Here is a 26,172-nt window from a genome sequence, read left to right on the forward strand (position 1 = left end):
CGTTTTTTTCCAATTCGTCGAGCCACAGGAACCCCAACTTAGCAGCATTGCCGCTCTCCACCCAAAAAAAAGCAGGAAGCATGCTTCCTACTCTTTCAACCCATATTGATCGATTTTCCGATAAAGATTGCGGACGCTGATTCCTAACACTTCGGCTGCTTTTGTTTTGTTCCAGTTCATCTGCTTCAAGGCGTTTTCGATGTGCACCCTCTCGACTTCTTCCAGCGAGCAGAGCAGCGGGGCGGCACTAGCATTTGCCACCACAGGTACCACACCTTTAGCAGCATGCGGCAGGAGCAAATCCTCCGCTTCAATCAAACTGCCTTTTGACAGCAAAACGCCGCGTTCGATCAGGTGGCTTAGCTCCCTGACATTGCCGGGGAAATCATAGTGTTCGAGCGCTGCCAGGGCATCGGCAGATAGCTGTTTTGATGATGCTTTTGTTTTACCAATAAAGTGCTCAATCAGCGCAGGCAAATCCGATTTGCGTTCGCGCAGGGGCGGGATGGTCAGCTTTACCACATTCAAGCGATAATACAGATCCTCCCGGAAGCGTCCTTCTGCGACTTCTTTTTCCATATCGCGGTTCGTGGCGGCGACGACGCGGACGGAAACATGCCGTTCCCTCACATCACCGACGCGGCGGAATTCACCGGTTTCAAGGAAGCGCAGCAATTTTACCTGTAGGGCCAGCGGCATTTCGCCCAATTCATCAAGGAAAAGTGTGCCGCCTTTTGCCGCTTCAACCAGGCCCTTTTTCTCCTGGCTCGCACCAGTAAAGGCACCGCGCGCATGGCCGAACAGCTCGCTTTCCAGCAGATGCTCCGGCAAAGCACCTGAGTTGACCGGCACAAACGGCTCATCTGCCCGGCTGCTCCAATAGTGGAGGGCCTTCGCGAACAGCTCCTTCCCGGTACCGCTCTCCCCCTCGATCATCACGGGAACCTCGCTGTCGGCAATCCTCCTTGTCATCTCCAGCACTTCTTTAAAATTCGGGCTGTTGCCGATGATGTTGAATTCATTATGCTGGGCGATGATTTTCTTCATGCTGGCATTCTTTTCTTTGAGCGACTTATTTTCAGCTGCCTTTCCAATGGTCAGCTCCAGCTCGGACAGATTATACGGTTTCGTAATATAGTCAAATGCGCCAACCTTCATCGCTTCAATCGCGGTATCAATCGTTCCGTGCCCGGTCAATATCAGGACCTCGACATCCGGCTGGATCGCCTTTGTTTCTTTTAACAGCTCAATGCCATCCATGTTCGGCAGGCGGATATCATAGACGCCAATGTCATATTCGTTCTTTTTTACCAGCTCAAGTGCATCCTCGGCAGTGCCGGCGCTGTCCACATCAAAACCTTTCCGCTTCAGCCGCCTGATCAGCAGCTCAAGCAAATCCTGTTCATCATCAACGACTAGCAATCTGGTTGCTGACATTGTCTCCCACCTCCATTGATTCTCGTGCTGAATACGGCAGCTGGATTTCAACCGTTGTCCCTTGATCCGGCTTGCTGTCGATCTGGATATTCCCGCCAAACTGCTGGATGATGCCGTAGCAGACGGACAAGCCAAGTCCAGTCCCCTTGCCAACAGGCTTCGTTGTGAAAAATGGATCGAACAGCTTATCCATCGCTTCGGCCGGTATGCCGTGGCCATTGTCAGCCACTTTTATCGATACAGCTCCATCATTGTTCACGGCTGAAACGATCAGGCTTCCTTCGTTCTCCAGCGCATCGACAGCATTGTTGATCAGATTGACAATGACCTGCATCAACTTGAGTCCGTCACCCGTAACAGCCGGAAGCCCTGCATCAACTTGAAGCTCGAGCTGGATGCGCCGCTTTTTCAACTGATGTTCCACGAGGCTGATGCTGTTTTCGATAACTTCATTCACCTTGATCTGGTCATCTGTCCAATCACTTTTCCGTGAAAAATTAAGCAGATTCCCGGTAATCCTCTTGCAGCGCTCTGTATTTTCTTTGATTTTCCTCAGGTAAAATTCCATCTCATCTTCGTCCAGGTCCTCATCTCCCGCCTGGATCCGGTCAATCATATCCTCTGCGTATACATTGATCGTTGCCAGCGGATTATTGACTTCATGTGCGAAGCTTGAGGCCATTATGCCGAGCGCGCTTAGTTTATCTGTCTGGATCATCGTTTCCTCCATCTGCTTCTGCTCGGTGATATCCTCCAGAACGACGAGGAATTCTCCCTCTTCCTCAATGGCGTGATTGAGCGGGAATACTCTGTGCCTGAAAATCCGCTCACCATTCACTCCATCCTTGAATTTCATGACTTCATCGGCAATCCTTCCAAGATCAGGGCAGGTGATTGGGCAATTCAGGCAAGGGGCATTCTCTCCGCCAATCACGGCATAACAAGGAAGCGTCAGCCTCTCGTCCTTGAGCCAGCCTTTCAATATCGGGTTCATCCAGGTGATCCTGTATTCCTTTGTCACGAGCGCAAGCCCGGCGCCAATCCCGTTGACGACGACGTCCAGTCTTTCTTTTTCCTGCTCAAGCAATCTTGATTTTTCAAGTAGTTCCTTGCTCATCTCATTGAAGGAATCTGCAAGCTTCCCGAGTTCATCGGTCCGATTCATTTTCACCGGGGAGATGTTCCGTCCCTGTTTCAGGTTGTTCATCTCTCGGTCAATCGACACGATCGGCTTCGTAAAATAAAGCCCGGCCCACACACTGATCAGACTGACTGTTAAAATCAGCAGCGCCACTGCCCCTATGCCGTTTTGCAGCATTCTGTTGATCGGTGCGAAGGCAGTGGATTTCGGCTGCTCCATGACGAGCACCCAGTTCAAATCCTCTATTTCAGAGGTTACGCCAATTTCTTCATTTTGCGATTCGGCGAGCTGTTTTTGCCAGAGTTTGCTGTAATCCTGATGGGCAATGACCCGATTTTTTTCATCGATTAAATAAATGTAGGAGGAATGATCCTGGCGCAATGACGAAATCTTGCCGATCATTTTCTGCAGCTGCACCACGACACCAATCGCTTTTTTCGAATCCCCCTCGTAAAAAGGAACCGCAAGCTTCATCACCGGCTGGCCGTACTGGTTGAATTCCACCTGCCCGTAAACTTTGTCCCCGGTCCGGAGCTGGAACCACATATCATCGGAGAACCAGCGTTCAGTGTCCCCGGCGATATTCAGTTCATAGCGCGAAACCCTTTGTTCCACGATTCCCTTGTCATCGGCGACGATGACTTCCTCGATTGAATCGCTTTGCTGCAGCAACTCATACAGTGCGCTTTTTTCGCTGTTTAATTGATTAAGAGATGCAAGGACGTGAATGCGCTGGAATGTCTGGTTGAATTCAAACTCGATTTCGCGGGACAGATTCTCGAGCACAAGATGCTGTTTTTCAACAATCCTCGTTTCCAGGTCCGTTTTTACAAAAGAATAGTAGTATAAGCTGATGAGCAGCAGCGGAATCGTCGACATGGCCACCCCGAATACGAGAACCTTGTTGCGGATCGTCTGCGAATGCATGAAATTCAATAGTGCCTTCATCGCTTCCGCCCTCCCTGAATTTCAGGATGAATCAGTTCGGCGATATAAAGCAGTTCCTGATTGTACTGAAGTCCGAGCGAATCCTTTGTCTGCTGGTTAACGACAAAGCGGATTCCGTCCGGCAGCTCGACAGGCAGATCACCTGGCTTGTTTCCCTGAAGAATCAGGCTGACGAACCTTGATGCCTGATAGCCTTGCGAATAAAAACTCGAGCCGTAACTCGCCAGCAGGCCTTTTTCCGCCTCGAAATCATACAGTCCCATCGCCGGAATTCCCTTTTCTTCTGTGAGTTCCACGATTTCATCTGTCAGTGATTCGATCCTGTAGCTTGGCAGGACAAGGATTCCGTCATCCCTACCGGTTCCCTTCCATAAGGATTCAAGACACTTCCTGCTCGCATCACAAGGATTGATTTCAACCCCAAGGGTCATGGCCGCATTCTTTGTTTCTTCAAGGCTCAGCTTGCTGACATCAATTTTGCTGTCATAAATTACGTGTACCCTCTCAATCGTGGGCACAAGGGACGTCAGCATCTCGAGCCGCTTGCCAGAGATGCTGGTGTGATAATTATTGATTCCTGTAAAAAGTCCGCCCGGGGACTTGTAATCTTTGATTAACCCAAGTTCCTTCGGCGCAGCAAGGCCCGCGAATACAATCGGGATTTCAATATCCTGCTCATCCATTTTCGCTTTCAATGCCTGCGTTTCAATCCCGCCAAGCGTGACAATTAAATCCGGTTCGATTGCCAGGAGCTCACCACTCAACCGGCTTAGCTGGGTTTCATCGTCATTCGCGTTTTTGACAATGTATTGGACTTCTTTCTCTGTGAACCCCAGATCCTTCAGCCCAGACTCCAGACCATTGAGCTTTTCATAGCGATTCTCCCCGATCATCAGCACGCCGATCATGGCTGTCTTCTCCTCCTGCAATCCCAGAAAAGCATATAGAATAGCCGAAACGGCAATCGTCGTCAGAAAAAAGAAATACCACTTCGTTTTCACAGGCCGCGCCTCCATTTCCATCTTCACTACCACTATAACGGAAAAACCAACGTAGCCATCTTGCAAAAAAGGATAATTTTATGAACGTCTGTTAAATTCAGGCGGTTACAGAGCCGAATAAAAAAAGGCCCTCCTCAATAGAGGAGAACCAGGGGGAATCTTAGTTTTCTTTTCTTTCAACCGCATGGCCGCCAAACTCGTTTCTTAACGCGGCAACGACTTTTCCTGTGAACGTGTCGTCTTCAAGTGAACGGTAGCGCATCATCAATGAAAGGGCGATGACTGGTGCTGCCGTTTGCAGGTCAAGTGCAGTCTCGACCGTCCATTTTCCTTCGCCTGATGAATGCATGACACCTTTGATGCTTTCCAGCTTAGGCTCTTTAGAGAAGGCATTTTCCATCAGTTCCATCAGCCAGCTGCGGATGACGGATCCGTGGTTCCAGACGCGGGAAACTTCTTTGTAATCGTAATCGAACGGGCTTTTCTCGAGGATTTCGAACCCTTCTGCGATTGCCTGCATCATGCCGTACTCGATTCCGTTGTGGACCATCTTCAGGAAGTGGCCGCTTCCGACCTTGCCAGTGTACAGGTATCCATTTTCAATCGAGATGTCCTTAAAGATTGGCTCCACATGGGCAAAAACTTCTGCGTCGCCGCCGATCATCGTACATGCTCCGTTGCGAGCACCTTCCATGCCGCCGCTCGTTCCGACATCCATGAACTGAATGCCAGACGCAGCTAGCTTTTCAGCACGTCTTAATGTGTCCTTATAATTAGAGTTGCCGCCATCAATCAAGATGTCGCCTTCTTCGAGGTGTGGGGTGAACTTCTCGATCATCTGATCGATCAGTTCGCCAGCCGGAATCATGAGCCAGACCACGCGAGGCTTTGGCAGCATTTCGGCCATCGCTTTGTAATCTGCAGCGATTTGTGCCCCTTCTGCTTCGATTTTTTTCATTGCTTCTTCATTAATATCATTTGCCACAACCTCGTGGCCGTTTTCCATCAAATTCAATACCAGGTTATAGCCCATTTTTCCAAGGCCGACCATTCCAAGTTTCACGTAGATGCACTCCTTTTATCATTCTTGCTGTTTGCATAGTTTCGTCGCTACAAAAATAGTATCAAATATTTTTTCATATGTATATGATTAAATAGAAAAATATTTTCATCAGTACCTTTTTATCGAGATCGCTTCCCGGATTTTTTGCAGATTCCCCAGCGTTTCTTCCTGCCTGCGAACAGACACAGCCACATGAAGTACATCGATGAGGCTTAACTGGACAAGTCTCGAAGCAAGCGCCTCCGAGCGGAATGATGTCTCCTTCGAAGTCGTATACAATACATAGTCTGCTTCCTTCGTTAATGGGGATTTAAAATGATTCGTGATGGCGATGGTTGCCGCTCCATTAGCTTTTGCAATCCGCAGCGCTTCTATGACATCTTTATTGCTGCCGCTGTGCGAGATTCCGATTGCAGCTTGTCCGGGACCCAGCAATGCCGCAGAGATGATTTGCTGGTGCCCGTCGCTGTGGGCATTGCAGTTAATGCCTGTCCGCAAAAATTTATGATAGGCATCCATTGCGATTGCCGAAGATCCGCCCGACCCATAAAAATCAATCCTAGTCGCTTTGCTTAATATACCGACGATGCTTTCGAGCACTTTACCGTCCAAAAGGTTGAGCGTATTTTTCATCGCTTCAACATGGCCAGCAAACACTTTTTCCGCCATCGTAAAAACCGCATCGTCTTCCTTGATCTCTTCGTGAATATTCTTAATCGGTTCGACCACTTCGCTTGCAAGGGCGATTTTAAAAGCCTGGTAGCCCCGGAACCCAAGCCTCTTGCAAAAACGGAAAATCGTCGCTTCCGCTACAGAACTTTGTTCCGAAAACTCGGTGATCGACAAGTGGATGATTTCCTGCGGGTTATTCAATACATAATCTGCTACTGCCTTCTCCTTAGATGACAGCGATGGATACATGGCTTTAATTTTTACCAAGACATTTTGTCCATTCAATTCGCTCGCCACATGTATGCCCCCTTTACTGACTCATTTATTTTACCGTAAGATTTTCATGATTATCTGCTGAGGGTGAAAATTTTTTTCATCCTTTTCGTAAAAAATCGAGCCAAATCTGATTTGGCTCGATCGCCGCACACTAGCCCTGCTCGGTTAAAATTACGGGTCCGTCCTTTGTGATTGCGATAGTGTGCTCATACTGTGCAGAAAGTTTTCCATCAATGGTTCTTGCTGTCCAGCCATTGCTGTCCATTTTCGTCTTCCATTCGCCGATATTGACCATCGGTTCAATCGTAAAGACCATGCCTTCCTTGAGTCTTAGGCCCTTACCAGGCAATCCGTAGTGAGGAATGTCCGGCTTCTCGTGAATCGACGCCCCGATGCCGTGACCAATGAATTCGCGGACAACCGAGAAGCCTTCCCCTTCGACATACGATTGGATCGCGTGACCGATGTCGCCTATGCGATTTCCCGGTACAGAAGCCGCAATCCCGCGGTATAAAGACTCTTTTGTCACATCAAGCAACTTCTGGGTCTGCTCACTGACAGTGCCGACCGGATAGCTCCAGGCTGAATCAGCCAGGGCACCGTTCAGGTTAACGACCATATCAATTGTCACAATGTCCCCTTCAGCGAGGGCTTCTTTTCGCGGAAAGCCGTGGCAAACCTCATCATTGATACTCGCGCATGTTGCGTATTGATAATTGCGATATCCTTTTTGCTCTGGAGTCGCTCCATGTTTTTTTAAATACTTCTCAACAAACTCATCGATTTCCCAGGTCGTGACGCCCGGCTTGATCAAGCTGCGGAGCTCTCTATGGACAGAAGCAAGCAATTTTCCCGCTTCCTTCATATTTTCAATTTCCCGTGCCGATTTTAAAACGATCATACCTTCATCTCCCTGATTCAAACATCTCATTCTATCTTATCTTATACAATCCTTTTAGCAAAATGAACAGAATGGGCGGGTGTTAGGGAAAAATTAGGCAACCGCCCAGAAATTAAAAAGTTCGGCTGCGATTGATGTGTTTTGTGCAAGTACAAGGCGGCCTTTCCTTTTATACATTTTATGGAAAAAGTAGTGAAAATAGCGAAAATCGTAGTGATAAGTGGTTATTTCGTAGTGAAAGGCAGCTATTTCGTAGTGAAAGTCAGCTATTTCGTAGTGAAAAAGGTGATTTTCGTTGTGATGAACTGCTGTTTCGTGGTGATCAAGTCGAAGTTCGTAGTATTGGACAGCATTTCGTCGTGGTAATTACGAATTTAGATGATTTCCGTAGTAATGCCAGCTTTTTCTTAGTAAAGAAACCATTACTCATAGTAAAAAACCAACATTCATACTGCAGGACAGCTATTTTACAGTCTGAACCTAATTTTCATAAGGTTATGAGTCAATATCGATGTGATGTGATGTGCTTCATCTTCATCCCAAAGCAAGAAGGATGACAAAATTGTTATTTTTCATTCAAAAAACCCTCTTGCATCTGCAAAAGGGTTCTTGTTTAACTGTTTATTTTAACAGATTCAGTGCTTCTCGGTTGAATGCGGGGATATCTTTAGGCTCCCTGCTGGTTACCAGCTGGTTGCCGCAGACCATGACTTCTTTGTCCTGGTATTTTGCTCCGGCATATTCCATGTCGACGCGAATGGATTTATATCCGGTAGCGTCCCTGCCTTCCAGTGTCTTGGCTGTCAGGAGGAGCTGCGGTCCGTGGCAAATGGCGAAGACTGGCTTTTTCTCATCCATGAAGGCTTTGGCGAACTGGACGAATCGCTCATCTTCACGCAGCTGGTCTGGTGAAAAGCCTCCCGGGATGAATAATGCATCGAAATCTTCTGGCTTGACGTTATCAATGCTTTCATCGACTTTAACCTCTGATTTTCCTTGCTTGCCTTTAACGGTCTTTCCTTTTTCCTTTTCGATTGTCATCATTTCATGGCCCGCTTCGGCAAAAGCCCTTGAAGGTTCCTGGTATTCCACATCCTCGTATAAATCGGTAATTAAACAGGCAATTTTCTTACCCATGTATTAACAACTCCTTTTTTATATTCTCCACTATATTAGATTTCCCTGTACTGGGCCGGTGAAACATGCAGCGAACCTTCCATTTTATAGTATAAAACTGGTTCATAAGACCTATCTTAAAACAAAACTAAAAAAACGATTTTTTATTTCTCACATTGCTCTATAATTTACTTTAGGACATCAATAGGGAGAGAAGGAGCACCATGAATTTTAGATATGTTAACGTTATGGAAGAAGTGGTTTCCACTCTTGTCAATGTGTTGATGATGAGTCCTGATTACCAGACTTTCTGCAATTGCCAGAAGTGCCGGAACGATATCATCGCCATCAGCCTGAACACTCTTCCAAGTCACTATGTCACAACAGAAGATGGCCGCAAAATGGTATTCGAACAGCTCAATACCGCGGAAAACAGATCCTGGATCAATAAGAGGATCATCAGCGCCATCCATCTTGTCGGAAAATATCCGAAGCATTAAACAATAAGCTCTGTTAAACCTGGCTGTTGATTTTCGTTCCAGGCGCTTCGCTTTCCGCGGGCAGTCGGGGAGCCTCCTCGGCGCTTTATGGGCCTACGGGGTCTCCCCATGACTTGCTCATCCCGCAGGAGTCTACGCGCCTTCCACTACAATAAACAGGACTTTAAAACAACATTTTGTATTAACAGAGCCAAAAAATAAAAGCTGCCAGCTGGTTTGCCCCATTGAAAGGATGCAGCCAGCATGGCAGCTCTTTTTTTATATTTACAGTGATTTCGTATCCATACGCCTGGCGAAATCGACAAACCGGAATTTATCGGGTCGGTGCCTGGATTCTGTGTACTGGAATAGCGTGGCATCGTCGAAGTAAATATAGTTTTTCACAATGACGATCGCATGAAAGCCTTCCATATCAAGCAGCTGCTTATCTTCTTCGCTCGGTGCCTCCACGGTGAACTCTTTCTTCGCAAAGCTTATTTTCCGCTCCAGCTTCTTTTCGATAAACTCAAAGATCGAATTTTCACAGTGATCCCTTGTCAGGCCTGGAACGTGCTGTTCCACAAGGAAATCCTTGTCGAGGATGACTCGTTCCCCATTGATATGGCGGACCCTTTTCACCTTCCAAATCTGATCGTCATCTGCAACATTCAATTCCCTGGCGATCTCCCGTCCTGCGGGGTCGAGTTTGAATTCCTCCACACTCGTTTCCGCTGTACCGCCCATGTTCTCCGCCAGTTCTTTAAAACTGATCAGCCCTGAAATCGGGAATTGGTGACGCTTTAAATCGAGCACAAGTGACCCTTTGCCGCGAATTTTTTGGATAAAACCATTTTGAGCGAGCAGGTTCAATGCCTTGCGAATCGTTTCCCGTGAGGTTTGATAGCTGTCCGCAAACTCGTTCTCTGACGGCAAAATGGTCTTTGGAGCATAATGTCCATCCTGGATTTGCCTGGCGATTTCTTCATATATCGATAAATACTTTTTCTGCATCTTATCACCCGTACCTTGTCTGATTGCTATCATTTTACCTTTTTTTCAGTACTTTGAACAATGTCAGCACTTTATAAGTGCTATAAAGTTCAGAAAAAAAGTCGATAGTATGGATAGCAGAATATTTCCCAATACGACCTCCCCATTTTCTTGCCCAAATGGAGCAGGGTTTCGATATAATTGTTCTATAGAGTGTTCTTAATATGGAACTATTCATGATGATTTGTTATGATAAAAATATAAACTGATAAGGTGTGTGGATAATAGTGATTGGTGAGCGCGTCAAAAAACTACGACAAGAAAAGAGAATGTCCTTATCCGAACTGGCAGAGCAGGCTGGCGTTGCAAAGTCCTATTTGAGCTCCTTGGAACGAAACCTTCAAACGAATCCATCGATCCAGTTTTTAGAGAAAATCTCTGCTGTACTGAATGTCCCCGTGGACCATCTCATCCATGAACAGGCTGACAAGGAAAATATGGATTCTGACTGGGTGAATCTTGTCAAAGAAGCAATGGACTCAGGAATTACGAAAGACCAGTTCCGCGAGTTTCTGGAATTCAATAAATGGAGAATTAATAATAAATAGACGATCAGTGGACAGCACATGCTGTCCATTTTTTTTTATAAAAATAAAAAGCACCTCGATGAGAGCTGCTCGATGGCTTTGCTATGTTTTTATGTATGAGTCGTCCCTGCTCTGTTTGAATTGGCTAAAAACTCCCTGATTTCTTCTTTATTTATCCCCATTTCCAATGCTTCCATAATAAGCTGCATCCATTCTGTATCCAGTTCTTCGTTAATTACCTGTTCTTTTAACAAGTTCTTCCCCCCAAAATACGATTAGTATTCCAGGCAGTCCGGCCATCATAGTACCTTTACCTTAGATCCGTGACTTTGCGTCCTGATTTTTCAACCAGTTTGCCTTTTTCTGTACCTTTTCGCTTATCTCTGACTCACAATGTTATTGTATATGGTTCCTTTTCAGGACATTGTAAATATTTGTCGGTACATATGAAAGGATTTCCCCCTTCATATTCCAAAGATTTACAAAGTTTCATGCCAATCTGTTATTTTTCTGAAAATTAACAACATTTATCGCTCATAATTTGTCAGAAACTGCACAGAATTGTTGAACGTTTTTATAAAATTCACCCCCAAAAACTTGAACTTGGTGCTTTTTATTCAGGTGGATTTTTATAAAGGTTCTTTTTCCAACGGGAAGATATGGAGACTTTTTCAAGACTCACAGCATTGAAGAAAGGATAATTTGTTAGATCATGCCCACATACAGGGCAAAGCCATTCCCCCATTTCACTGCTGCTAAAAGAGGGGCGATTGCAGTGATCACAATTTTTACGGTACACGGTGAACCAGCCTCCTGTCATCTCAAATCCTTTCCAGCTTCCATTCGAGTATAGTCCATTGGAATCATTTATGAAAAAGCCCAAAATAAGCCGAATTTTCTCAAAAAAGAACGTTTTACGTTCTTTTTTAAGAAATACCTCCAAATATCTTACTTTTTCGTATTTTCTAAAGAACTATTTTGTTCGTTATAATGAATTTACGTTAGTTTAATAACAAGGAGATAACTATATGGTGGTTGGAGAGAAAATTAAAAACTTAAGGTTGAAAAAGAGGTATTCGATTACTGAGCTATCCGAAAAAGCCAATGTTTCGAAATCTTATTTAAGTTACATAGAAAGAGGCATCCAGGAAAATCCTTCCCTGCAGGTTTTAACAAGACTGGCAAAAACTCTCGATACCACCGTAGAATTCCTGATGGGCAACGAAATTTCGGGCAGCAATGGTGGGCAAGTTGATGCAGAATGGCTCTTGCTCGTGGATGAAGCCATCAAAAGTGGAATCAGCAAAGAGGATTTCGCCTATTACCTGGATTTCATGAAGTTTAAAACCCAACGAAAAGAGGGGCAGTAAATATCGTATTAATACTCTACAATCCTCATTGCGCTTTTAGACCACTTCCATAAAAAAAAGAACCAGCCCTTAAGGCTGATTCCTTATTCTGCAAGGCTGGAGGCGATTGCTGCTCCCACCCTGGCATTATTTTTCACGAGTGCGATATTCGCAACAAGACTCTTTCCTTCTGTTAACTCCTTCACTTTTCCGAGAAGGAACGGGGTTACCTCCTTGCCGGTGATTTGTTTTTCCCTTGCTTCAGCTAACGCTTTTTCAATGACATTCGCCATGAAGCTTTCCTCAAGGGCATCTTCCTCCGGAATAGGATTCGCGATGACGATGCCTCCATCGAGTCCGAGCTGCCATTTGGTTTTGATCATTTCAGCAGCCGCCTCGGCAGTATCAAGGCGAAAGTTCACCTTGTACGGACTTGTCATCGTATAAAATGCCGGAAGGATGTCTGTTCCAAATCCAGCGACAGGGACCCCCTGTGTTTCAAGATATTCAAGCGTCAGTCCAAGATCCAGTATCGACTTCGCGCCGGCACAGACGACAGCCACATTTGTCTTGGCCAGCTCCTGAAGATCGGCGGAAATATCCATCGTTGTTTCTGCCTCCCGATGGACACCGCCGATCCCGCCCGTCACAAACACTTGTATCCCCGCAAGCTCCGCGCAGATCATGGTCGCAGCAACCGTCGTCGCTCCGTTCTTTTTCATCGACAACAGGAATGGAAGGTCACGTCTGCTCGCTTTTTCAACATCCTTGCTCTGTCCCAGAAATTCCAACTCTTCATCTGACAAGCCGATCTTTATTTTACCATCAAGGATGGCAATGGTCGCAGGCACCGCCCCGTTCTCCCTGACGATAGCTTCAACTTCCCTTGCTGTCTGGACATTCTGCGGATAAGGCATCCCATGAGATATAATCGTAGATTCGAGGGCGACGATTGGTTTGCCCGCTGCTCTGCCTTCTGTTACTTCCTGTGAGTATTCTAGCCACTGCTCCAGCATGCTGTACCTCGCTTATTTAAAGTTTTGTTTATAGGTGTCTAGCAATTGTTCATTATTCAAAACAGGATTCACCGTTTCGATCGATTGTAATGTCAGAATCGAACAGGCCATGCCGATTTTGCATGCATCCTCCGTCTGGATCCCGTTCAAATGGGCATATATGATACCGGCAACGAGCGAATCCCCTGCTCCCGTCACATCAATGATGGAAATCGCCGGCGGAATCAGCACGCCAGCTTCCCCTTTGGCTGTAAAATAAATCAGACCCTTATCACCTCGGCTGATCACAACCTTCTCTACACCCATATGAATGATGATTTCAGCAGCTTTGAAAAAATCGCCCTCATTACGGATATCGATGCCGGCTAAAGCTTCTGCTTCCTCTTTGTTGGCAATCAGCCAGGTCACCCCGGATAAATCCTGAGGGAGCTTCTTTGCTTTCGGCGAAGAAACTGGGGTAATGCCTAGCTGGATATTTTCTTTCCGGCACCGGTCTATGATTCTTTCAAGAACCTCACCTGGAAAATTCGTATCCAGCATAATGAAATCAGCCGAGGCAAAATAACTCCACTTTCGGTCAATGAATTCTGGAGTGATAGAATCATAGATTGACATTTCTGCCAGCGCCACGGTCATCTCGCCATCATGGTTCAGTACTGCCGTATAGGTTCCGGTTGCATGGCCCTTGAGTGTTTCGGATGGAGACACATCGGCAAACGCCTTCGTGTATTGCATCAGCCAGTGGCCTTCATGGTCATCGCCAACTGCGGTCAGAACACTGACATCGTTACCGAGCCTGCCTAAATTCTCCCCGATATTCCTTGCAACACCGCCGCATGATTTAGAGCTTTCTGCCGGGTTCGAAGTACCAAGCTCAAGCACGCCTCTTGACCAGATTTTCCGGTCCACATTCGCGCCGCCCACACATAGCACCTGCCGCTTTTCCGGTAATATGTATGCCCGTCCAAGAATCTTCCCCTGCTTGGTTAATGATGAAATATAGCCGGCAACTGCTGAACGCGATAAATCTGTCTTCGCAGCAAGATCAATCAGTGAGATAAACGGATCCTCTTTTACTAGCTTTAAAATAAGGGCCTCTTTTTCGTTCATGTTGCGCACCTCGCTATTTCCAAAATATAGCTTACATGTAAATCTTAAACCTTTGTCCGAATATAAACAACTTTATTAAGATTATATTAATTTATTTGTCATGCCAGGAAATTCCCTAAAAGATTTGTCACAAAACCGCCATAAAAATCGTGTGCATCTCACTCTTTCCCCACCGTTTTTTCGTATTTTAATCACAACTGCCTGATAGGATAAGAATCGATTAAAGGAGGAGATTGCATTGAAGAAATTATTCGCTATGATGTTGGCATTCTTATTATTGATAATCGTTTCAGCCTGCGGGAATGAGGCTGCAGAAGAGAGTGAAAAGAAGGACGGCCAGGAAGCAGCACCAACAGAAGTGAAGCACGACCATGATGAAGACCATGCTGAAGGACCGCATGAGCCCGGGGCGGAGGATGTATGCGCTTTTTGTAACATGAAGGTATATACGGAAGCCGATCCAATGGGCGTATTCACGGCCCAGGCAAAAACAAAGGACGGAGAATATGTATTCTTTGATGATTCCGGCTGTCTGTTAAACTGGCCGAGACGGGACGAAGTCGAATACGAGGAAAAATGGGTGCAGGATTACCTAACCTCTGAATGGATCGAAGCAGACTCTGCGATTCCGGTAAAGGCCGACCTGAAAACGCCGATGAAATACGGCTATGCATTCTTCAAGGACGAAGATAGCGCAGAAAAATTCGTGTCTGAAAACGTGGATAAGAACCCTGTAATGGCAACATGGCAGCAAATAGATGAGATATCAAAAGAACGCTTTATGAAAAAGATGCAAATGGATGGCGGCAGCATGGACAAAAAGGAAGACAGTGATATGGAAAAAGAGAAAAGTGAAGAAAGCGGCCATTAATATAGAAACCCGGTGCAGTATCCCATGCACCGGGTTTTTCATTTTACAGAGGCCCTTTACCTAACGATTGCTGCTTTCTGGACCAAAACTAGAATTTCACCATTTTACTTGCATGGTAAGTGAAGGAGAAGCAAGAAAAGAGCCCCAAAGCTGGATAAAATGCGGGTAAAAAGCTGCATCTGAAATGAAGAATAAATGCGAAAGCAGCCTTAACCGAAGAAGACTGTTTCAAGAGGAGTATAGACGCCATCCTTGTGTACAAGGTATTCCACTGAATCGCAATAATGAAGTTTTCCTTCCTGCATGAAGGCCGCTCTGTCCGCCAGTTCCTCCACAAGACTGAGAATATGCGTTGTAAAGAAAATGGTCCTTCCCTGCTTTTTCTCTTCCAGGATGATTTCCTTGAAACGGAACACCCAGAATGGATCCAGCCCATTTGTCGGCTCATCAAGAAACCTCAGCGGAACATCAGGCAAAAGGGCCTGCGCGAGCGAAAGCCTTTGCTGCATTCCTTTTGAATACTGCTTGATTGGCATATTGCGCACGTCATACAATCCAACCTGATTGAGCCCTTCCAATACCTTTTCATCATGGATTCCTCTTAATCTTGCAAAAAACGTCAACACCTCAAGACCTGTCAATTGGCGTGGAAACAGCATTTCATCGGGCATGTAGGAAAAGTGTTCCTTAAACCCGCGGCTTCGAGGATCTACGGGCTTGCCTTCCATATAAACCTTGCCGGCTGTCGGCTTCATGATCCCGGTCAGCATCTTGATCAGCGTGCTTTTTCCAGCGCCATTGCCTCCGCAAAGCGCAAAGATTTCAGGTTTTTCAATCGTAAGGTGGATGCCGGTGATTTTCTTTGTCTCGCTATAATGTTTGGAAAGACCCTCAAGGCGGATCCATTCTTTACTGCTCATCAACAGCCCCCCTCTTTATTCTTCTGACGGTATACAGCAATGGCAGGACGGCCCACAGCGTAACTGCGCCTGCGAACAGTATTTTTCCGGTTAACCCGTTTGCCCAGATCGTCAGGTCATATAAACGCGGCCCGAAAACAGATGCTCCATCCAGCGAAAGGATGGACTGGACCCTGATCAGTTCAACAGGGTTCAGAAAAATGGATACTGTCAGCATTGGCAGCAGCCACTGCTTCAACATGATTAGGCTCAGTCCCATAATGACGAATTCGTAAAACAGCACGAGGAAGGCCCAGGCAATCAGGCTGACTCCCAGGGCCTGAAAGCGCGTTTTCGAAATGACTCCAATCAACATGGCCAATGACAGGAAAATAGCTGAAAGCAATACAGAGTATAAATAGAATAAAATGAGCAATGAAACGGAGACTGAGCCCCCAGTAAAGAAAATCACAAGCAAGGCCGCACCATAGCCAAATGTCAAAACAGACCAGACCGCGGCAAACAATCCGATATATTTTCCGAGGATGACGCTCCAGGGAGATACCGGATAGGTCAGCAGCAACATCAGCCCCCTGTCCTCTTTTTCCCCGGACAAGAACAGGCTGCCGACCAGCAGGGACAGGAGCGGAATCAACAGTAAATTAATATTCAGCAGGCTGGCTGTCATCCTGTTAAAACCATCAAAACCAGAGGAGCCTGTGTTCCCCAAGAACGCTACCAAGACAGCAAGGGCAGAAAACAGCAGGCCAAAGCCAGCCAGCCAGTGGCTTCGCATCATAAGTGTCAGCTGCTGCCTGGCGATTTGCCTCATTGACCCCAGCTCCACTCATGCTTTTTTAAGGCTTCATAGTCAAGCACATCGCCCATTCCCTGTTCCTTGACGTACCGGTCGGCACTTTCCTGATCCTTGAAGCTGACAACCCCATTGGCCATGGGTGTCCAGAAGTCTGGGTGGAAGGCATGATAGGCCTTGTGAAGCTCGACCCACTCACCACTGTCCACATCGCGTACATACTTCTTCGCTTCTTCCTTCCCCTCCAGCTCTGATTCCTTCTCAAGGAATTCCTCCATGCAGCCTATATCATCGAATTTATAAACTTCACCATCTGCCGTAACTACCTCTGTTGCGAAATGTTCGTGGGCGATTCCCATGTTGCAGACCTCACAAACGTCGATCTCTGGATTGATTTCCTCCGGTTCCATCGAACTGTTCTGGCAGCCTGTTAATGATGCTAATAGCAACAAGACGATTCCAAGTTTTTTGATCATGACATTTTCCTACCTTTCACAATGACGAATAACGAAATCACTATAAAAAATGCCCCGGCAGCAAGCGGAATGAACGGACTCTTCCTTTGCTGACTGTCTTCCTGCAGGATGACTGCAGGTTCAACGAGCGGGCGTGCATCATATACATTGGCAGAGCCGAATGACGGAAACAATGACTCCGCCTTTGTCCACAGCTTGATTGACGGGCTTTCGAAGAAAAACTGCCAGTAAGGCTGCTTTCGCAACAGACGATCATATAAAGACCCTGCCTTATAGGCTTCTTCGCCGATCCCATCACCTGAGAGGTCAAAGCTGCCATAGTCATCCCAGTAGTTCCCTTTCTCACCATCGTCCAGCCTCATAGCATTACCTGAAATCTTAGTCTGGACAACATTGCCGATGAAGTTGTTTTCGGTGAACGTGTTCTTCTCGTTCTTGCCCATGAACTCCAGGCCAATCTGGTTCGCGGCAATGAGGTTTCCGTTTATTTTCGTATCAACAGCGTATTCCAGTGATAATCCTGTGCTGTTCCTAAGGATTTCATTTCGTTCAACGAGCACATTCTTCGCCTCATAAGTCAGGATTCCATACCCCCTGAAATGAAAATGGTCATTGACCTTGTTTTCAATCAAGCTGATCCTGGCTGAATCCATCACCATGAAACCGGTCACGTTATGGTCAAGCCGGTTCTTCCTGGCCTCAATCTCGTCACTGTACATGAAATGCATCCCATATCGTGACTGGAAAATATGATTGTCTGTAATATAATTACTTTTTGTAAAATCAAAATAAATTCCATCCTGCACATCAGCAATCTCATTGCCTTCAACCAGATGCTCCCCACCCTTGAACAGATGGATGCCGTTCCCCCGTTTTGAAAAATGAGCTTCATAGCTGGTGATGGTATTTTGCAAGATCTGGTTCTTGCTGCTGTTGGCTATAAAAATACCGAAATGGACATTGTTGATTTGATTGCTTTTGAGCACGACTGCATTGGCTTTTTTAATGTAGATTCCGCTATTTTCCTGCCCGTCTCCACTGTGTTGGATCGTCAGGCTTTCAATTGTGACATTGGATGCCGTTACGGTGATCACATTTCCTTTACCTGATCCATCAATGACGGACCCATCTTCACCAATCAGCTTAACTTCCTTATTTATTTCGATATTTTCCTTGTAAACTCCAGGAGAAATAATGATCGTATCCCCTTTTTCAGCCATATTGATGGCAGCCTGAATGGATTGGCCTTCCCCCACCTTTAATTCTTCAGCCGAGGTGTGGACGGGAGCCAAAACCATCAGCAATACAATATAAAATGTCATCATTAATGGCTGCTTCAGCATAAGCCGCCCTCCCAGGAAGATAGTCTCCTATAAAACTAGCAAACAAATGTGATAAAACCTTGAAATTATTGTTGGGAAAAGTTGAAGATATCAAGGGGAATAATAGGGGGACGCAACGCGAAAATCAGATTTTCGTTAAGTTTTCAGAATCATCAAAACAAAATGTGTCTATTTTGTGACAAATGCAATATAATGTAATTAATATGCATACCTTATTAACCTTTAAGGAGGCCATGAACGTGACGATTGTTCATATCTTGAATTTCTCCATCCCGATTGCTATGATGCTCGTGATCGGCTTTACAGTAGATAAGATGTGCCAGCCAGATACGCCGAAACAGGAAGCCGAGTGATCGTGTGCTTCCTTTTTTTATTTGGTAAGTGAAATTAGCAGTAATTTAGCTATTGAAGCAGTCCTGCTTTCCCTGCAAGTTAGTTTTTATTTTTTTCGGGCAATGGAGCAGCAGCCAGAATTTAATCTATTCACCAATTGAAAAAGAGCAAAATCCCGCTGCCGGGATTTTGCTCTTTTTTCATTAACTCTTTGCTACAGCAGGGCTCGTTTTTACAAAAACCTTATTGCCCTGCACGAAAAACAGGATACTGCCTAGCACAGCGATGGCGACTACGGTGAATAAGATTGTTCCTCCTGCTTCCTTTAACAAGAATCCTCCTGCAATCGGGCCGATGAAGTGACCGATTTTTCGGAATTGCGCTGCCCCGAAATAAGTTCCTCTCAGTTCATCTGTTGCCAGCTGGTCGACAAGGTAGCTGCTCGACGGAAAGATCAGGATTTCACCGATTGTCACGAATACAATCGCCACAATGGCCATGAACCAGCCTGAAACAAACCCGAAGCTCAGCATTCCCACGGACAGGAAAACGGCCCCGGCCATCATTACTTCCATCGTCTTGAACCTCTCCGCAAAATGGCTGATTGGCATTTGCAGCAGGACCACCATGACGGCATTTATGGAGAGCATGACGGAATAGACAACCACACCGTTAGCAATCGCTGAATCAAAAAATTGAGGAACATTGGATTCCATTTGCGAGTAGCCGAAATTAATGATGATGCTGCCCAGAACCAGGTATCTTAATGCTTTATCTTTTCCGATAATCCTTAAAGAGCTGGCGATGGTCACTTTTGAAGCCCCTTCACTTACCGGGTTGCCAAGATTGTACTTGTTCATCATCAACGCCAGGATCAGGACATACAGGAAGTACATAATGCCTGTCACCATAAAAGCGGACTTCGCGGATACCACTGCCAGATAAGCCCCAAGCAGCGGACCGACAGATGCCCCGATATTGATCGCTGTATACCTTAGTGAAAAAGCCCGCATTCGCTTACTTTTTTCCGTCAAATCCGCAATCAGTGCCTGGCTGGTCGGTTCAAAAAACGAGCCGCTCAGCCCATTCAAGGCATTCAGAATAATGAACCACGCAGGAGTTTCGGCAATCATGAAGCCAAAATAGACGAGTGACATGGAAAGCAGCGACCCGATCATAATTGGCTTGCGGCCAAATTTATCCGATAGATGTCCGCCAATGAAGCCGCCGATCACACCCGAAAGGGGGCTGATTCCGATCGTAAGCCCGATCAGAACTGGGTGCAAATCAAGATTCCTGGTTAAATAGATTGCCAAAAATGGCAGCGTCGCAAACGCCGAACCCCTTGCCAGTACCGTTCCGCTCAGCAGCACCCACACAATCGGATGGAACTGCTTGTAATAGTTTTTCAGTTTATTCATCTGTTTTTACCTCGAAAAAGTTGGATTTCTAAATCATAGCAAATATCCAAAATTATGAAAATACCTATTTTATAGAAAATTCATTTAGGACCCTTGCAACATAAAAACCGCTGCCAGGGAATATTGGCAGCGGTTCTCTTTATTGTGGATTATTGCTTGTCCGAGGCAAAATCAGGATTTCGACCCGTCGGTTCCTGGCTTTTCCTTCCACGGTATCATTCGATGCCACCGGCTGGAATTCGCCAAATCCTTTGGCACTGAACCAGCGTGGCTCAAGCTGGTCTTTTTTCAAAATGATTTTCATGAATTCAACCGCACGCATGACGCTCAGTTCCCAGTTTGACTCATATCTGGCGGTCCTGATTGGCACATTGTCAGTATGGCCGCTGATGATGATATTCCGCGGCGGCTCCATGACGAGCATGTCCGCGATTTCATTGGCGATTCCCAGGTCGGCCACCCTTACCTCCGCACTTCCTGATTCAAAAAAGACATTGTCCCTGATTGTCAGGAGCAGCCCTTCGTCCGTCAGCTTCGTATTAAGCTTGTCGGTCAGCTTTTTGTCTTTTATATACGTATTGATTTTATGCTGCACCGCCAAAAGCTCCATCTGGTCCTTGGCGATTTCTTCCTTGTCATTCTGTTCTTCATCGTTCTTCTCGACATCTTCCTTACGCTCATCGGGCGACTCCATCTGTCCTTCTGGCATTGGGCTCTGGAATTCCAAAACGCCGGTACCACCAGCAAAAACATCATTGAAGGCTTTTGACAGCTGCTGGAATTTGACCGCATCAACCGAACTCATCGCAAACAAAACGATGAACAGCGCCAGCAAAAGGGTTAGCAGATCCGCATACGGAATCAGCCAGGACTCATCCATATGCTCCTCATGATGCTGCTTCTTCTTTTTCCTACTCATCCTTCGTCACGCCGCTTTCTTCAAGGATCAATTTACGTTCGCCAGCAGGGAGATAGGAAGCAAGCTTCTGTTCGATCACTCGAGGCGCTTCCCCTTCAAGAATCGAGAGAATTCCTTCGATCATCATATATTTCACTTTCGCTTCTTGCTTTGACTTCCGTTTCAGTTTATTGGCAAATGGATGCCATAGCACGTACCCCGTGAAAATCCCGAGCAATGTGGCCACGAAAGCCGCACTGATCGCTTTCCCCAGCTCTCCCGTGTTATCCATATGGCTGAGGGCTGCAATCAGACCGACTACCGCACCAAGAACACCCAGCGTCGGTGCGTACGTACCAGCCTGTGTGAAAATAGCCGCTCCTGATTGGTGGCGCTCTTCCATCGCTTCCACTTCTTCCGTAAGAACGTCCCTGATGTAATCGGCGCTCTGTCCGTCAACCGCAAGTGTCAGGCCATTTTTTAAAAACTCATCATCAATTTCACTTGTCTTCGCTTCAAGTGCAAGCAAGCCTTCTTTACGGGCTAGCTGTGCCCATTCGGAGAATAAGCGGATCAGCCCGGGTAAATCTGCACTCTCCTCTTCCTTGAAAAGGATTTTAAAAAGCTTTGGAACCTTTTTCAGCTCTTTTGCGGGGAAAGCAATTGTCACGGCTGCGACAGTCCCTACCAATATAATTAAGATTGCAGCTGGATTCATGAGCGCGGCGACACTTACACCCTTCATTACCATCCCGACTCCAACTGCAATGATCGCTAATATGACACCAATGATTGACGACTTATCCATTTACGACTCCCCTGTCTGCTTTACTTCTATTTCTGTCTCAAAATTTCATTTGCCATTATTTATCTTTATTTATTTCGACATATTTTCCTAATTCTTAAGTGATTCGCTCGGAAAAAATATTTTTATTGAAGAGTTAAAAAAATAGAATTTCTTTACCGATATAACATTTGTAAAGACATTCAACCTTGAGGAGGATTTAACGTGGAGGCTATTGAGAATCTCCGCAGACAGGATACGAAAAAGAAGAACATTTTGATGCTGAGCACTTATTCGGTATCCCTGGTTGCGACATCTGCATATACCATCCTGGAAAAAGAACCATTTGCGAAGACAATGGTTTATCTAAGTGAATTATCATTTTTCGTCTTGTTTTTCCTTCTATTTCAGCTATGGCTTAAGAAGGAATCCTTTTTCCCTTATGCGGCACTGGCTGCGATCTTTGTTCATCATTTCGCTTATATAGGAATGTTTGGAGGGAACGGCGGGTTCCTGCTTGTCCTCTTATTCCTGGCAATTTTCTCAGCCATCCATTTTGACACAAAGGTTTTTCTAACAGGCTATACGCTTGGTTTTGTGGCGTTGGTACTGAACACTGTGCTGGCTGCCGATGATAAGGCCTTTTTGGATGCCTATTTCTCGGCGATCCTGCTGTGCTACATCCTGATGGGCGCCGTGCTGTTCGTTTTAATCCGTTTAAACCGAAATGCGTTTAAATCGCTGGAGTCATTCCTCGCCGATTCGGAAAACGAAAAGACACGCAAGGAGCAGCACAGCGCACTGCTCCATGGCGAACTTCTTGTTGTGACTGAGAGTCTTGGAAAAATCAATGAACAAATCCAGACTCATCTTACTTCCCAGACGGAAATGAAAATCGCCGTCAATGAAATTTCTGCAGGAAGCCAGGTACAGACGGAGCAAATCAATCAAATATCTGAAAATGCGGAACTGACAAAGCAGAGGATGGATGAAATGTCCGAAATGTCTGTGCAGCTCTCTGAAAATACTTTGCAGGCTGCCAAATCTTCCGACAGCGGTTCTGGAAAAATAAGTGAGCTTCAGGGAGATATGAAGGAGCTTGCAGCTTCAATATCTGAATTGAGCCAGACATTCTCCATGCTAACGAAGAAAATCGAAGAAACGAATGGCTTCATCGTCAACATCCGTAATATCACTGAGCAAACAAATCTGCTCGCACTGAACGCTTCGATTGAAGCAGCGCGTGCCGGCGAGGCTGGAAAAGGCTTTTCCGTCGTTGCCAATGAAATACGCAAGCTTGCTGAAATGACGAAAGAAACCGCCCTTCAGATAACCGAAAACCTGACTTCGGTTAATGAAACAAACTCAGCAGCACTGGAAAAAATGAACGACAGCAGTGAAAAGCTGGCTGAAAGCAATGCAGCTGTCGAGGAAGTATCCGGTTTCTTCGCTGATGTCAGTTGCACTTTGCAAGTACTGACAAATCAATTCAGTCAATTCGAATTGATGGTCGGCGATGTCAAGAACCAGACAGGAGATGTGGAAGCCTCCACACGCGAGCTCGCCGCCATCATCGAGCAGGCAACCGCTGGCCTCGAGGAAATGAACGCGACAATCGAAACATTGAACGATGACAACCAGACCATCGCTGCTTACGTGAGCCAAACCGCTGCCGCAGCTGAAAAAATCAAAACACTGGGTGCATAAAAAAGGGCCAGGCTGGATTTCTCCGCCTGGCCCTTTTTCATTCATAAATTTTAGAGCAGCTTCTTCTCAATCTTCCGCTCGTAGTTCTTAAACAGGGAGGAATTTGTTTTCACTCCCCTGCTGGACATGATTTTATTGTACTTTAACAGTTTATGGCTTAGTTCCTGGTTGAGCCTGTCTTTTTCTTCTGGATTCTCACATGTGCGGATCAGGTCCTCGATCGACATAACTTCCTGTCTCAGCTTTTGCTCTTCCGGAGAGAAACCCGCGTTTTGCAGCATCTTGTATGCCATCCTCAATTCCTCGGGTATCGCTGACAAATCCTCAAGGTTCAAAGGCTTCCCATATCCCGGCAAATTTTCAAACTCCCCATCCTTATACGCACGCTTGATCCGATCCTCTGAAACCACCATTGAAAAATCCATCAGAATCCCCCCAGGTCTATTATTCAGCATATCTACTATTAGTATATTACTTACAGCCATTTTTTTCTAATTTTAAAAACTGGAATAAACATTTTATCGCTTTAAAGGTTTAGCAAGTTAGCAAGCGGGCTATTTAATATGTAAATAAATTACACAACAAGGGGTGTCAACAAAGATGATTTTTGGGGGTATTGGATTCACTTTGCTTTCGGCTGCCTTTTTCATGGGGCTGGTCGCATGGTATTCGTATGTAAAAACGAAGGGAGAAGTCAGCGATACTGCGGGATATTTCCTTGCAGGGCGCGGCCTCACCGGCGGATTCATTGCTGGATCGCTGCTTCTGACAAATCTGTCCGCAGAACAGCTGGTTGGCTTGAATGGACAAGCCTACCGAACCAATCTATCAAACATGGCCTGGGAGGTAACAGCCGCTTTTGCCATCATCATTATGGCGATTTATTTGCTGCCTAAGTATCTCGGCGGCAATTTCACGACACTTCCGGAATTCTTGAGCAAGCGATACGATGAAGGTGTCAGACAATACACCGTCCTCCTGTTCATGCTTGGATACATTCTGGTTACCGCGCCATCGATGCTTTATTCTGGCGCGCTTGCTGTGTTGCAGCTGTTCAACTTTCCTGAATTGTTCGGGATCTCTTATGAAGCTTCCGTATGGATCGTGATCTGGCTCATTGGCATCATCGGGGCCATCTATGCGATTTTCGGCGGACTGAAAGCTGTAGCGATTTCGGATACTTTGAATGGCATCGGCTTGATTATCATTGGGCTGCTCGTTCCAATCCTTGGGCTGATTGCTCTTGGGGATGGCAGTATCGGCGATGGAATGAAACAAATCGCTACAACGGACACGGAAAAAATGAACTCGATCGGAACGAAGCAAGATTCCGTTCCATTCGGAACCATTTTTACCGGAATGATATTCGCTAACCTTTTCTACTGGGCTTCAAACCAGTATGTAATCCAGCGTACATTAGGAGCGAAAAACCTTGCCGAAGGCCAGAAAGGTGTCTTGATCTCTGGATTCTACAAACTATTAGTTCCACTGACCATGATGATTCCCGGCGTCATCGCGTTCCATATGTACGGAGATGGGCTGAAGTCAGTCGACCTTGCGTATCCCGCGCTGATTTCCGACGTATTGCCAACCTGGATGTCCGGCTTCTTCCTGGCCGTCCTGCTGGGTGCCGTCTTAAGTTCATTTAACTCCTTATTGAACAGCGCAGCAACCATGTTTGCGCTTGATATATATAAAGCACGCTTCAACCCTAAAGCGGATGATCAAAAATTGATTTCCATCAGCAAAATAGCTGGCACATTGCTGGCCGTTGCTTCTTTATGCATTGCTCCGCTGCTGATGAACGCACCGGAAGGGCTATGGGACTTGATCAGAAGATTCACAGGCTTCTTCAACATCCCGATCATCGTTATCTTGCTCGTCGGAATCTTCACCAAACGAGTACCGGCGCTTGCAGCCAAATTCGTAATCATCTTCCATGTCATCACGTATTATATGCTCGTCTGGGGAACACAGCACCTGTTTGATTACGCGGTACCGATCCACTTCATCCACATTTACGCTATTTTATTTGTCGTTGAAGTGGCAATCATGATTGTCATCGGCTTCTGGAAGCCAACAGCCAAGCCATACACATTCCATTCCGACGCAGCCGTCGACATGGTGCCATGGAAATACTCATTGCCAGTATCGATTGTGCTGCTGGCACTAGTAGCAGTCATCTATGTCACGTTCTCGCCAATCGGATTGGCGTATGCAGGCGGGTATGTATCGTCAGCATTCTGGCCGATTATTGCCGGAATCCTTTTAGTCACAGTCGGGCTTTCCTATTTGGCGGTTAAAAAGTGGAACAAAGCCTATGCCGGATATTTACAAAAAGAAAATGCCGTCAAAGCGGATAAGGGAAGGACAACTCCACGAACAAAGCTTAAGCCGACCACGACAGAATATTGATTTGATATTGAGACCTATCAGCGTGCTGGTAGGTCTCTTTTGTTTATTTCCGGATTCATCAGGATTCCTCCAAAGGAATTTGGTCATTCCTTTTTGCGTCTGCCCTTACCTATGCTATTTAACTA

Annotated in this window: 27 protein-coding genes and 1 riboswitch; of the genes, 7 read left to right on the forward strand and 20 right to left on the reverse strand. The window is 46.0% G+C overall.

Features of this window, described 5'->3' with window-relative positions; translation table 11 throughout:
- Nucleotides 1-87: 87 nt before the first annotated feature.
- From EJA10_RS12540 to map, 6 genes are all read right to left on the reverse strand, one after another.
- Nucleotides 88-1,437 (reverse strand): sigma-54-dependent transcriptional regulator, encoded by a 1,350-nt coding sequence (locus EJA10_RS12540; protein ID WP_125480354.1) that lies wholly within the window; start codon nt 1,435-1,437, stop codon nt 88-90.
- Entirely contained in the window at nt 1,409-3,526 is a 2,118-nt protein-coding gene (locus tag EJA10_RS12545) for an ATP-binding protein (RefSeq protein ID WP_125480355.1), read from the reverse strand. Before EJA10_RS12545 ends, EJA10_RS12540 begins: the two co-directional genes overlap by 29 nt.
- A complete protein-coding gene (locus tag EJA10_RS12550) occupies nt 3,523-4,527 on the reverse strand; it encodes an ABC transporter substrate-binding protein (RefSeq protein WP_125480356.1) in 1,005 nt (334 codons plus the stop codon). Before EJA10_RS12550 ends, EJA10_RS12545 begins: the two co-directional genes overlap by 4 nt.
- A gap of 160 nt (nt 4,528-4,687) precedes the next feature.
- Nucleotides 4,688-5,590 carry a phosphogluconate dehydrogenase (NAD(+)-dependent, decarboxylating) gene (gene gnd, locus EJA10_RS12555; protein WP_125480357.1) on the reverse strand — a complete coding sequence of 301 codons (903 nt, stop codon included), beginning with the start codon at nt 5,588-5,590 and terminating at the stop codon, nt 4,688-4,690.
- A gap of 108 nt (nt 5,591-5,698) precedes the next feature.
- Complete coding sequence (locus tag EJA10_RS12560; protein WP_425462090.1) at nt 5,699-6,559, reverse strand: MurR/RpiR family transcriptional regulator; 861 nt, start codon at nt 6,557-6,559, stop codon at nt 5,699-5,701.
- Between the two features lie 130 nt (nt 6,560-6,689).
- Nucleotides 6,690-7,439: a type I methionyl aminopeptidase gene (map, locus tag EJA10_RS12565; protein ID WP_125480358.1), complete on the reverse strand. Its 750-nt coding sequence runs from the start codon at nt 7,437-7,439 to the stop codon at nt 6,690-6,692.
- A 192-nt stretch (nt 7,440-7,631) separates the two neighbouring features.
- Here map and EJA10_RS23110 point away from each other — a divergent pair, with 192 nt between their 5' ends.
- A complete protein-coding gene (locus tag EJA10_RS23110; protein ID WP_170169127.1) occupies nt 7,632-7,805 on the forward strand; it encodes a hypothetical protein in 174 nt (57 codons plus the stop codon).
- Nucleotides 7,806-8,060: 255 nt separating this feature from the next.
- Here the strand turns inward: EJA10_RS23110 and EJA10_RS12570 are convergent, their stop codons facing one another.
- Entirely contained in the window at nt 8,061-8,576 is a 516-nt protein-coding gene (locus EJA10_RS12570) for a type 1 glutamine amidotransferase domain-containing protein (protein WP_125480359.1), read from the reverse strand.
- 203 nt (nt 8,577-8,779) lie between these two features.
- Between EJA10_RS12570 and EJA10_RS12575 the strand changes: the two genes are divergently transcribed.
- On the forward strand, nt 8,780-9,055 hold the full coding sequence (locus EJA10_RS12575; RefSeq protein ID WP_246017777.1) for a late competence development ComFB family protein: 276 nt from the start codon (nt 8,780-8,782) through the stop codon (nt 9,053-9,055).
- A gap of 264 nt (nt 9,056-9,319) precedes the next feature.
- On the opposite strand, the gene treR is transcribed toward EJA10_RS12575, so the two are convergent.
- On the reverse strand, nt 9,320-10,045 hold the full coding sequence (gene treR, locus EJA10_RS12580; protein WP_125480566.1) for a trehalose operon repressor: 726 nt from the start codon (nt 10,043-10,045) through the stop codon (nt 9,320-9,322).
- Nucleotides 10,046-10,311: 266 nt separating this feature from the next.
- On the opposite strand from treR, the gene EJA10_RS12585 reads away from it, so the two are divergent.
- Complete coding sequence (locus EJA10_RS12585; RefSeq protein WP_125480360.1) at nt 10,312-10,632, forward strand: helix-turn-helix domain-containing protein; 321 nt, start codon at nt 10,312-10,314, stop codon at nt 10,630-10,632.
- Nucleotides 10,633-10,721: 89 nt separating this feature from the next.
- Here EJA10_RS12585 and EJA10_RS12590 read toward each other — a convergent pair whose 3' ends face one another.
- Complete coding sequence (locus tag EJA10_RS12590) at nt 10,722-10,865, reverse strand: anti-repressor SinI family protein (RefSeq protein WP_170169128.1); 144 nt, start codon at nt 10,863-10,865, stop codon at nt 10,722-10,724.
- 29 nt (nt 10,866-10,894) lie between these two features.
- Nucleotides 10,895-10,979: riboswitch (cyclic di-GMP riboswitch) on the reverse strand.
- A 245-nt stretch (nt 10,980-11,224) separates the two neighbouring features.
- Complete coding sequence (locus EJA10_RS12595; protein ID WP_125480361.1) at nt 11,225-11,410, reverse strand: hypothetical protein; 186 nt, start codon at nt 11,408-11,410, stop codon at nt 11,225-11,227.
- Between the two features lie 229 nt (nt 11,411-11,639).
- Here EJA10_RS12595 and EJA10_RS12600 point away from each other — a divergent pair, with 229 nt between their 5' ends.
- Nucleotides 11,640-11,981, forward strand: a complete 342-nt coding sequence (locus EJA10_RS12600) for a helix-turn-helix domain-containing protein (RefSeq protein WP_425462091.1) — start codon at nt 11,640-11,642, stop codon at nt 11,979-11,981.
- A gap of 83 nt (nt 11,982-12,064) precedes the next feature.
- Here the strand turns inward: EJA10_RS12600 and EJA10_RS12605 are convergent, their stop codons facing one another.
- Together EJA10_RS12605 and EJA10_RS12610 are read right to left on the reverse strand one after the other, a co-directional pair.
- Nucleotides 12,065-12,976 carry a pseudouridine-5'-phosphate glycosidase gene (locus EJA10_RS12605; RefSeq protein WP_125480362.1) on the reverse strand — a complete coding sequence of 304 codons (912 nt, stop codon included), beginning with the start codon at nt 12,974-12,976 and terminating at the stop codon, nt 12,065-12,067.
- Between the two features lie 12 nt (nt 12,977-12,988).
- Nucleotides 12,989-14,086 (reverse strand): carbohydrate kinase, encoded by a 1,098-nt coding sequence (locus tag EJA10_RS12610; protein WP_125480363.1) that lies wholly within the window; start codon nt 14,084-14,086, stop codon nt 12,989-12,991.
- Nucleotides 14,087-14,324: 238 nt separating this feature from the next.
- On the opposite strand from EJA10_RS12610, the gene EJA10_RS12615 reads away from it, so the two are divergent.
- A complete protein-coding gene (locus EJA10_RS12615; RefSeq protein ID WP_125480364.1) occupies nt 14,325-14,957 on the forward strand; it encodes a nitrous oxide reductase accessory protein NosL in 633 nt (210 codons plus the stop codon).
- A 209-nt stretch (nt 14,958-15,166) separates the two neighbouring features.
- Here EJA10_RS12615 and EJA10_RS12620 read toward each other — a convergent pair whose 3' ends face one another.
- From EJA10_RS12620 to motA, 7 genes are all read right to left on the reverse strand, one after another.
- Nucleotides 15,167-15,877, reverse strand: a complete 711-nt coding sequence (locus EJA10_RS12620; RefSeq protein ID WP_125480365.1) for an ABC transporter ATP-binding protein — start codon at nt 15,875-15,877, stop codon at nt 15,167-15,169.
- Nucleotides 15,867-16,688 (reverse strand): ABC transporter permease, encoded by an 822-nt coding sequence (locus EJA10_RS12625; RefSeq protein WP_125480366.1) that lies wholly within the window; start codon nt 16,686-16,688, stop codon nt 15,867-15,869. Before EJA10_RS12625 ends, EJA10_RS12620 begins: the two co-directional genes overlap by 11 nt.
- On the reverse strand, nt 16,685-17,146 hold the full coding sequence (locus EJA10_RS12630; RefSeq protein ID WP_125480367.1) for a nitrous oxide reductase accessory protein NosL: 462 nt from the start codon (nt 17,144-17,146) through the stop codon (nt 16,685-16,687). Before EJA10_RS12630 ends, EJA10_RS12625 begins: the two co-directional genes overlap by 4 nt.
- Nucleotides 17,143-18,489 carry a nitrous oxide reductase family maturation protein NosD gene (gene nosD, locus EJA10_RS12635; RefSeq protein ID WP_125480368.1) on the reverse strand — a complete coding sequence of 449 codons (1,347 nt, stop codon included), beginning with the start codon at nt 18,487-18,489 and terminating at the stop codon, nt 17,143-17,145. The genes EJA10_RS12630 and nosD overlap by 4 nt, the downstream gene beginning before the upstream one ends.
- A gap of 536 nt (nt 18,490-19,025) precedes the next feature.
- A complete protein-coding gene (locus EJA10_RS12640) occupies nt 19,026-20,243 on the reverse strand; it encodes an MDR family MFS transporter (protein ID WP_125480369.1) in 1,218 nt (405 codons plus the stop codon).
- Nucleotides 20,244-20,382: 139 nt separating this feature from the next.
- Entirely contained in the window at nt 20,383-21,162 is a 780-nt protein-coding gene (motB, locus tag EJA10_RS12645) for a flagellar motor protein MotB (RefSeq protein WP_125480370.1), read from the reverse strand.
- Nucleotides 21,155-21,949 (reverse strand): flagellar motor stator protein MotA, encoded by a 795-nt coding sequence (motA, locus tag EJA10_RS12650; RefSeq protein ID WP_125480371.1) that lies wholly within the window; start codon nt 21,947-21,949, stop codon nt 21,155-21,157. The genes motB and motA overlap by 8 nt, the downstream gene beginning before the upstream one ends.
- Nucleotides 21,950-22,150: 201 nt before the next feature.
- Here motA and EJA10_RS12655 point away from each other — a divergent pair, with 201 nt between their 5' ends.
- Nucleotides 22,151-23,632, forward strand: coding sequence for a methyl-accepting chemotaxis protein (locus tag EJA10_RS12655; protein ID WP_125480372.1), 1,482 nt, complete (start codon nt 22,151-22,153; stop codon nt 23,630-23,632).
- Between the two features lie 50 nt (nt 23,633-23,682).
- Here EJA10_RS12655 and EJA10_RS12660 read toward each other — a convergent pair whose 3' ends face one another.
- Nucleotides 23,683-24,057, reverse strand: coding sequence for a DnaJ family domain-containing protein (locus EJA10_RS12660; protein WP_125480373.1), 375 nt, complete (start codon nt 24,055-24,057; stop codon nt 23,683-23,685).
- A 175-nt stretch (nt 24,058-24,232) separates the two neighbouring features.
- On the opposite strand from EJA10_RS12660, the gene EJA10_RS12665 reads away from it, so the two are divergent.
- Entirely contained in the window at nt 24,233-26,047 is a 1,815-nt protein-coding gene (locus tag EJA10_RS12665; RefSeq protein ID WP_125480374.1) for a solute:sodium symporter family transporter, read from the forward strand.
- The last annotated feature ends 125 nt before the right edge of the window (nt 26,048-26,172 follow it).

Origin of the sequence: Mesobacillus subterraneus (genome assembly GCF_003937825.1) — a bacterium.
GTDB lineage: Bacteria > Bacillota > Bacilli > Bacillales > Cytobacillaceae > Mesobacillus > Mesobacillus subterraneus.

Bases quoted from the DNA above. Each gene is read 5' to 3' on its own strand.
- EJA10_RS12540 (WP_125480354.1), bottom strand. From the start codon at position 1,437: ATGTCAGCAACCAGATTGCTAGTCGTTGATGATGAACAGGATTTGCTT.
- EJA10_RS12545 (WP_125480355.1), bottom strand. From the start codon at position 3,526: ATGAAGGCACTATTGAATTTCATGCATTCGCAGACGATCCGCAACAAG.
- map (WP_125480358.1), bottom strand. From the start codon at position 7,439: ATGATCGTTTTAAAATCGGCACGGGAAATTGAAAATATGAAGGAAGCG.
- EJA10_RS12570 (WP_125480359.1), bottom strand. From the start codon at position 8,576: ATGGGTAAGAAAATTGCCTGTTTAATTACCGATTTATACGAGGATGTG.
- EJA10_RS12575 (WP_246017777.1), top strand. From the start codon at position 8,780: ATGAATTTTAGATATGTTAACGTTATGGAAGAAGTGGTTTCCACTCTT.
- treR (WP_125480566.1), bottom strand. From the start codon at position 10,045: ATGCAGAAAAAGTATTTATCGATATATGAAGAAATCGCCAGGCAAATC.
- EJA10_RS12600 (WP_425462091.1), top strand. From the start codon at position 11,640: ATGGTGGTTGGAGAGAAAATTAAAAACTTAAGGTTGAAAAAGAGGTAT.
- EJA10_RS12605 (WP_125480362.1), bottom strand. From the start codon at position 12,976: ATGCTGGAGCAGTGGCTAGAATACTCACAGGAAGTAACAGAAGGCAGA.
- EJA10_RS12610 (WP_125480363.1), bottom strand. From the start codon at position 14,086: ATGAACGAAAAAGAGGCCCTTATTTTAAAGCTAGTAAAAGAGGATCCG.
- EJA10_RS12620 (WP_125480365.1), bottom strand. From the start codon at position 15,877: ATGAGCAGTAAAGAATGGATCCGCCTTGAGGGTCTTTCCAAACATTAT.
- EJA10_RS12625 (WP_125480366.1), bottom strand. From the start codon at position 16,688: ATGAGGCAAATCGCCAGGCAGCAGCTGACACTTATGATGCGAAGCCAC.
- EJA10_RS12630 (WP_125480367.1), bottom strand. From the start codon at position 17,146: ATGATCAAAAAACTTGGAATCGTCTTGTTGCTATTAGCATCATTAACA.
- nosD (WP_125480368.1), bottom strand. From the start codon at position 18,489: ATGCTGAAGCAGCCATTAATGATGACATTTTATATTGTATTGCTGATG.
- EJA10_RS12640 (WP_125480369.1), bottom strand. From the start codon at position 20,243: ATGAATAAACTGAAAAACTATTACAAGCAGTTCCATCCGATTGTGTGG.
- motB (WP_125480370.1), bottom strand. From the start codon at position 21,162: ATGAGTAGGAAAAAGAAGAAGCAGCATCATGAGGAGCATATGGATGAG.
- motA (WP_125480371.1), bottom strand. From the start codon at position 21,949: ATGGATAAGTCGTCAATCATTGGTGTCATATTAGCGATCATTGCAGTT.
- EJA10_RS12660 (WP_125480373.1), bottom strand. From the start codon at position 24,057: ATGGATTTTTCAATGGTGGTTTCAGAGGATCGGATCAAGCGTGCGTAT.
- EJA10_RS12665 (WP_125480374.1), top strand. From the start codon at position 24,233: ATGATTTTTGGGGGTATTGGATTCACTTTGCTTTCGGCTGCCTTTTTC.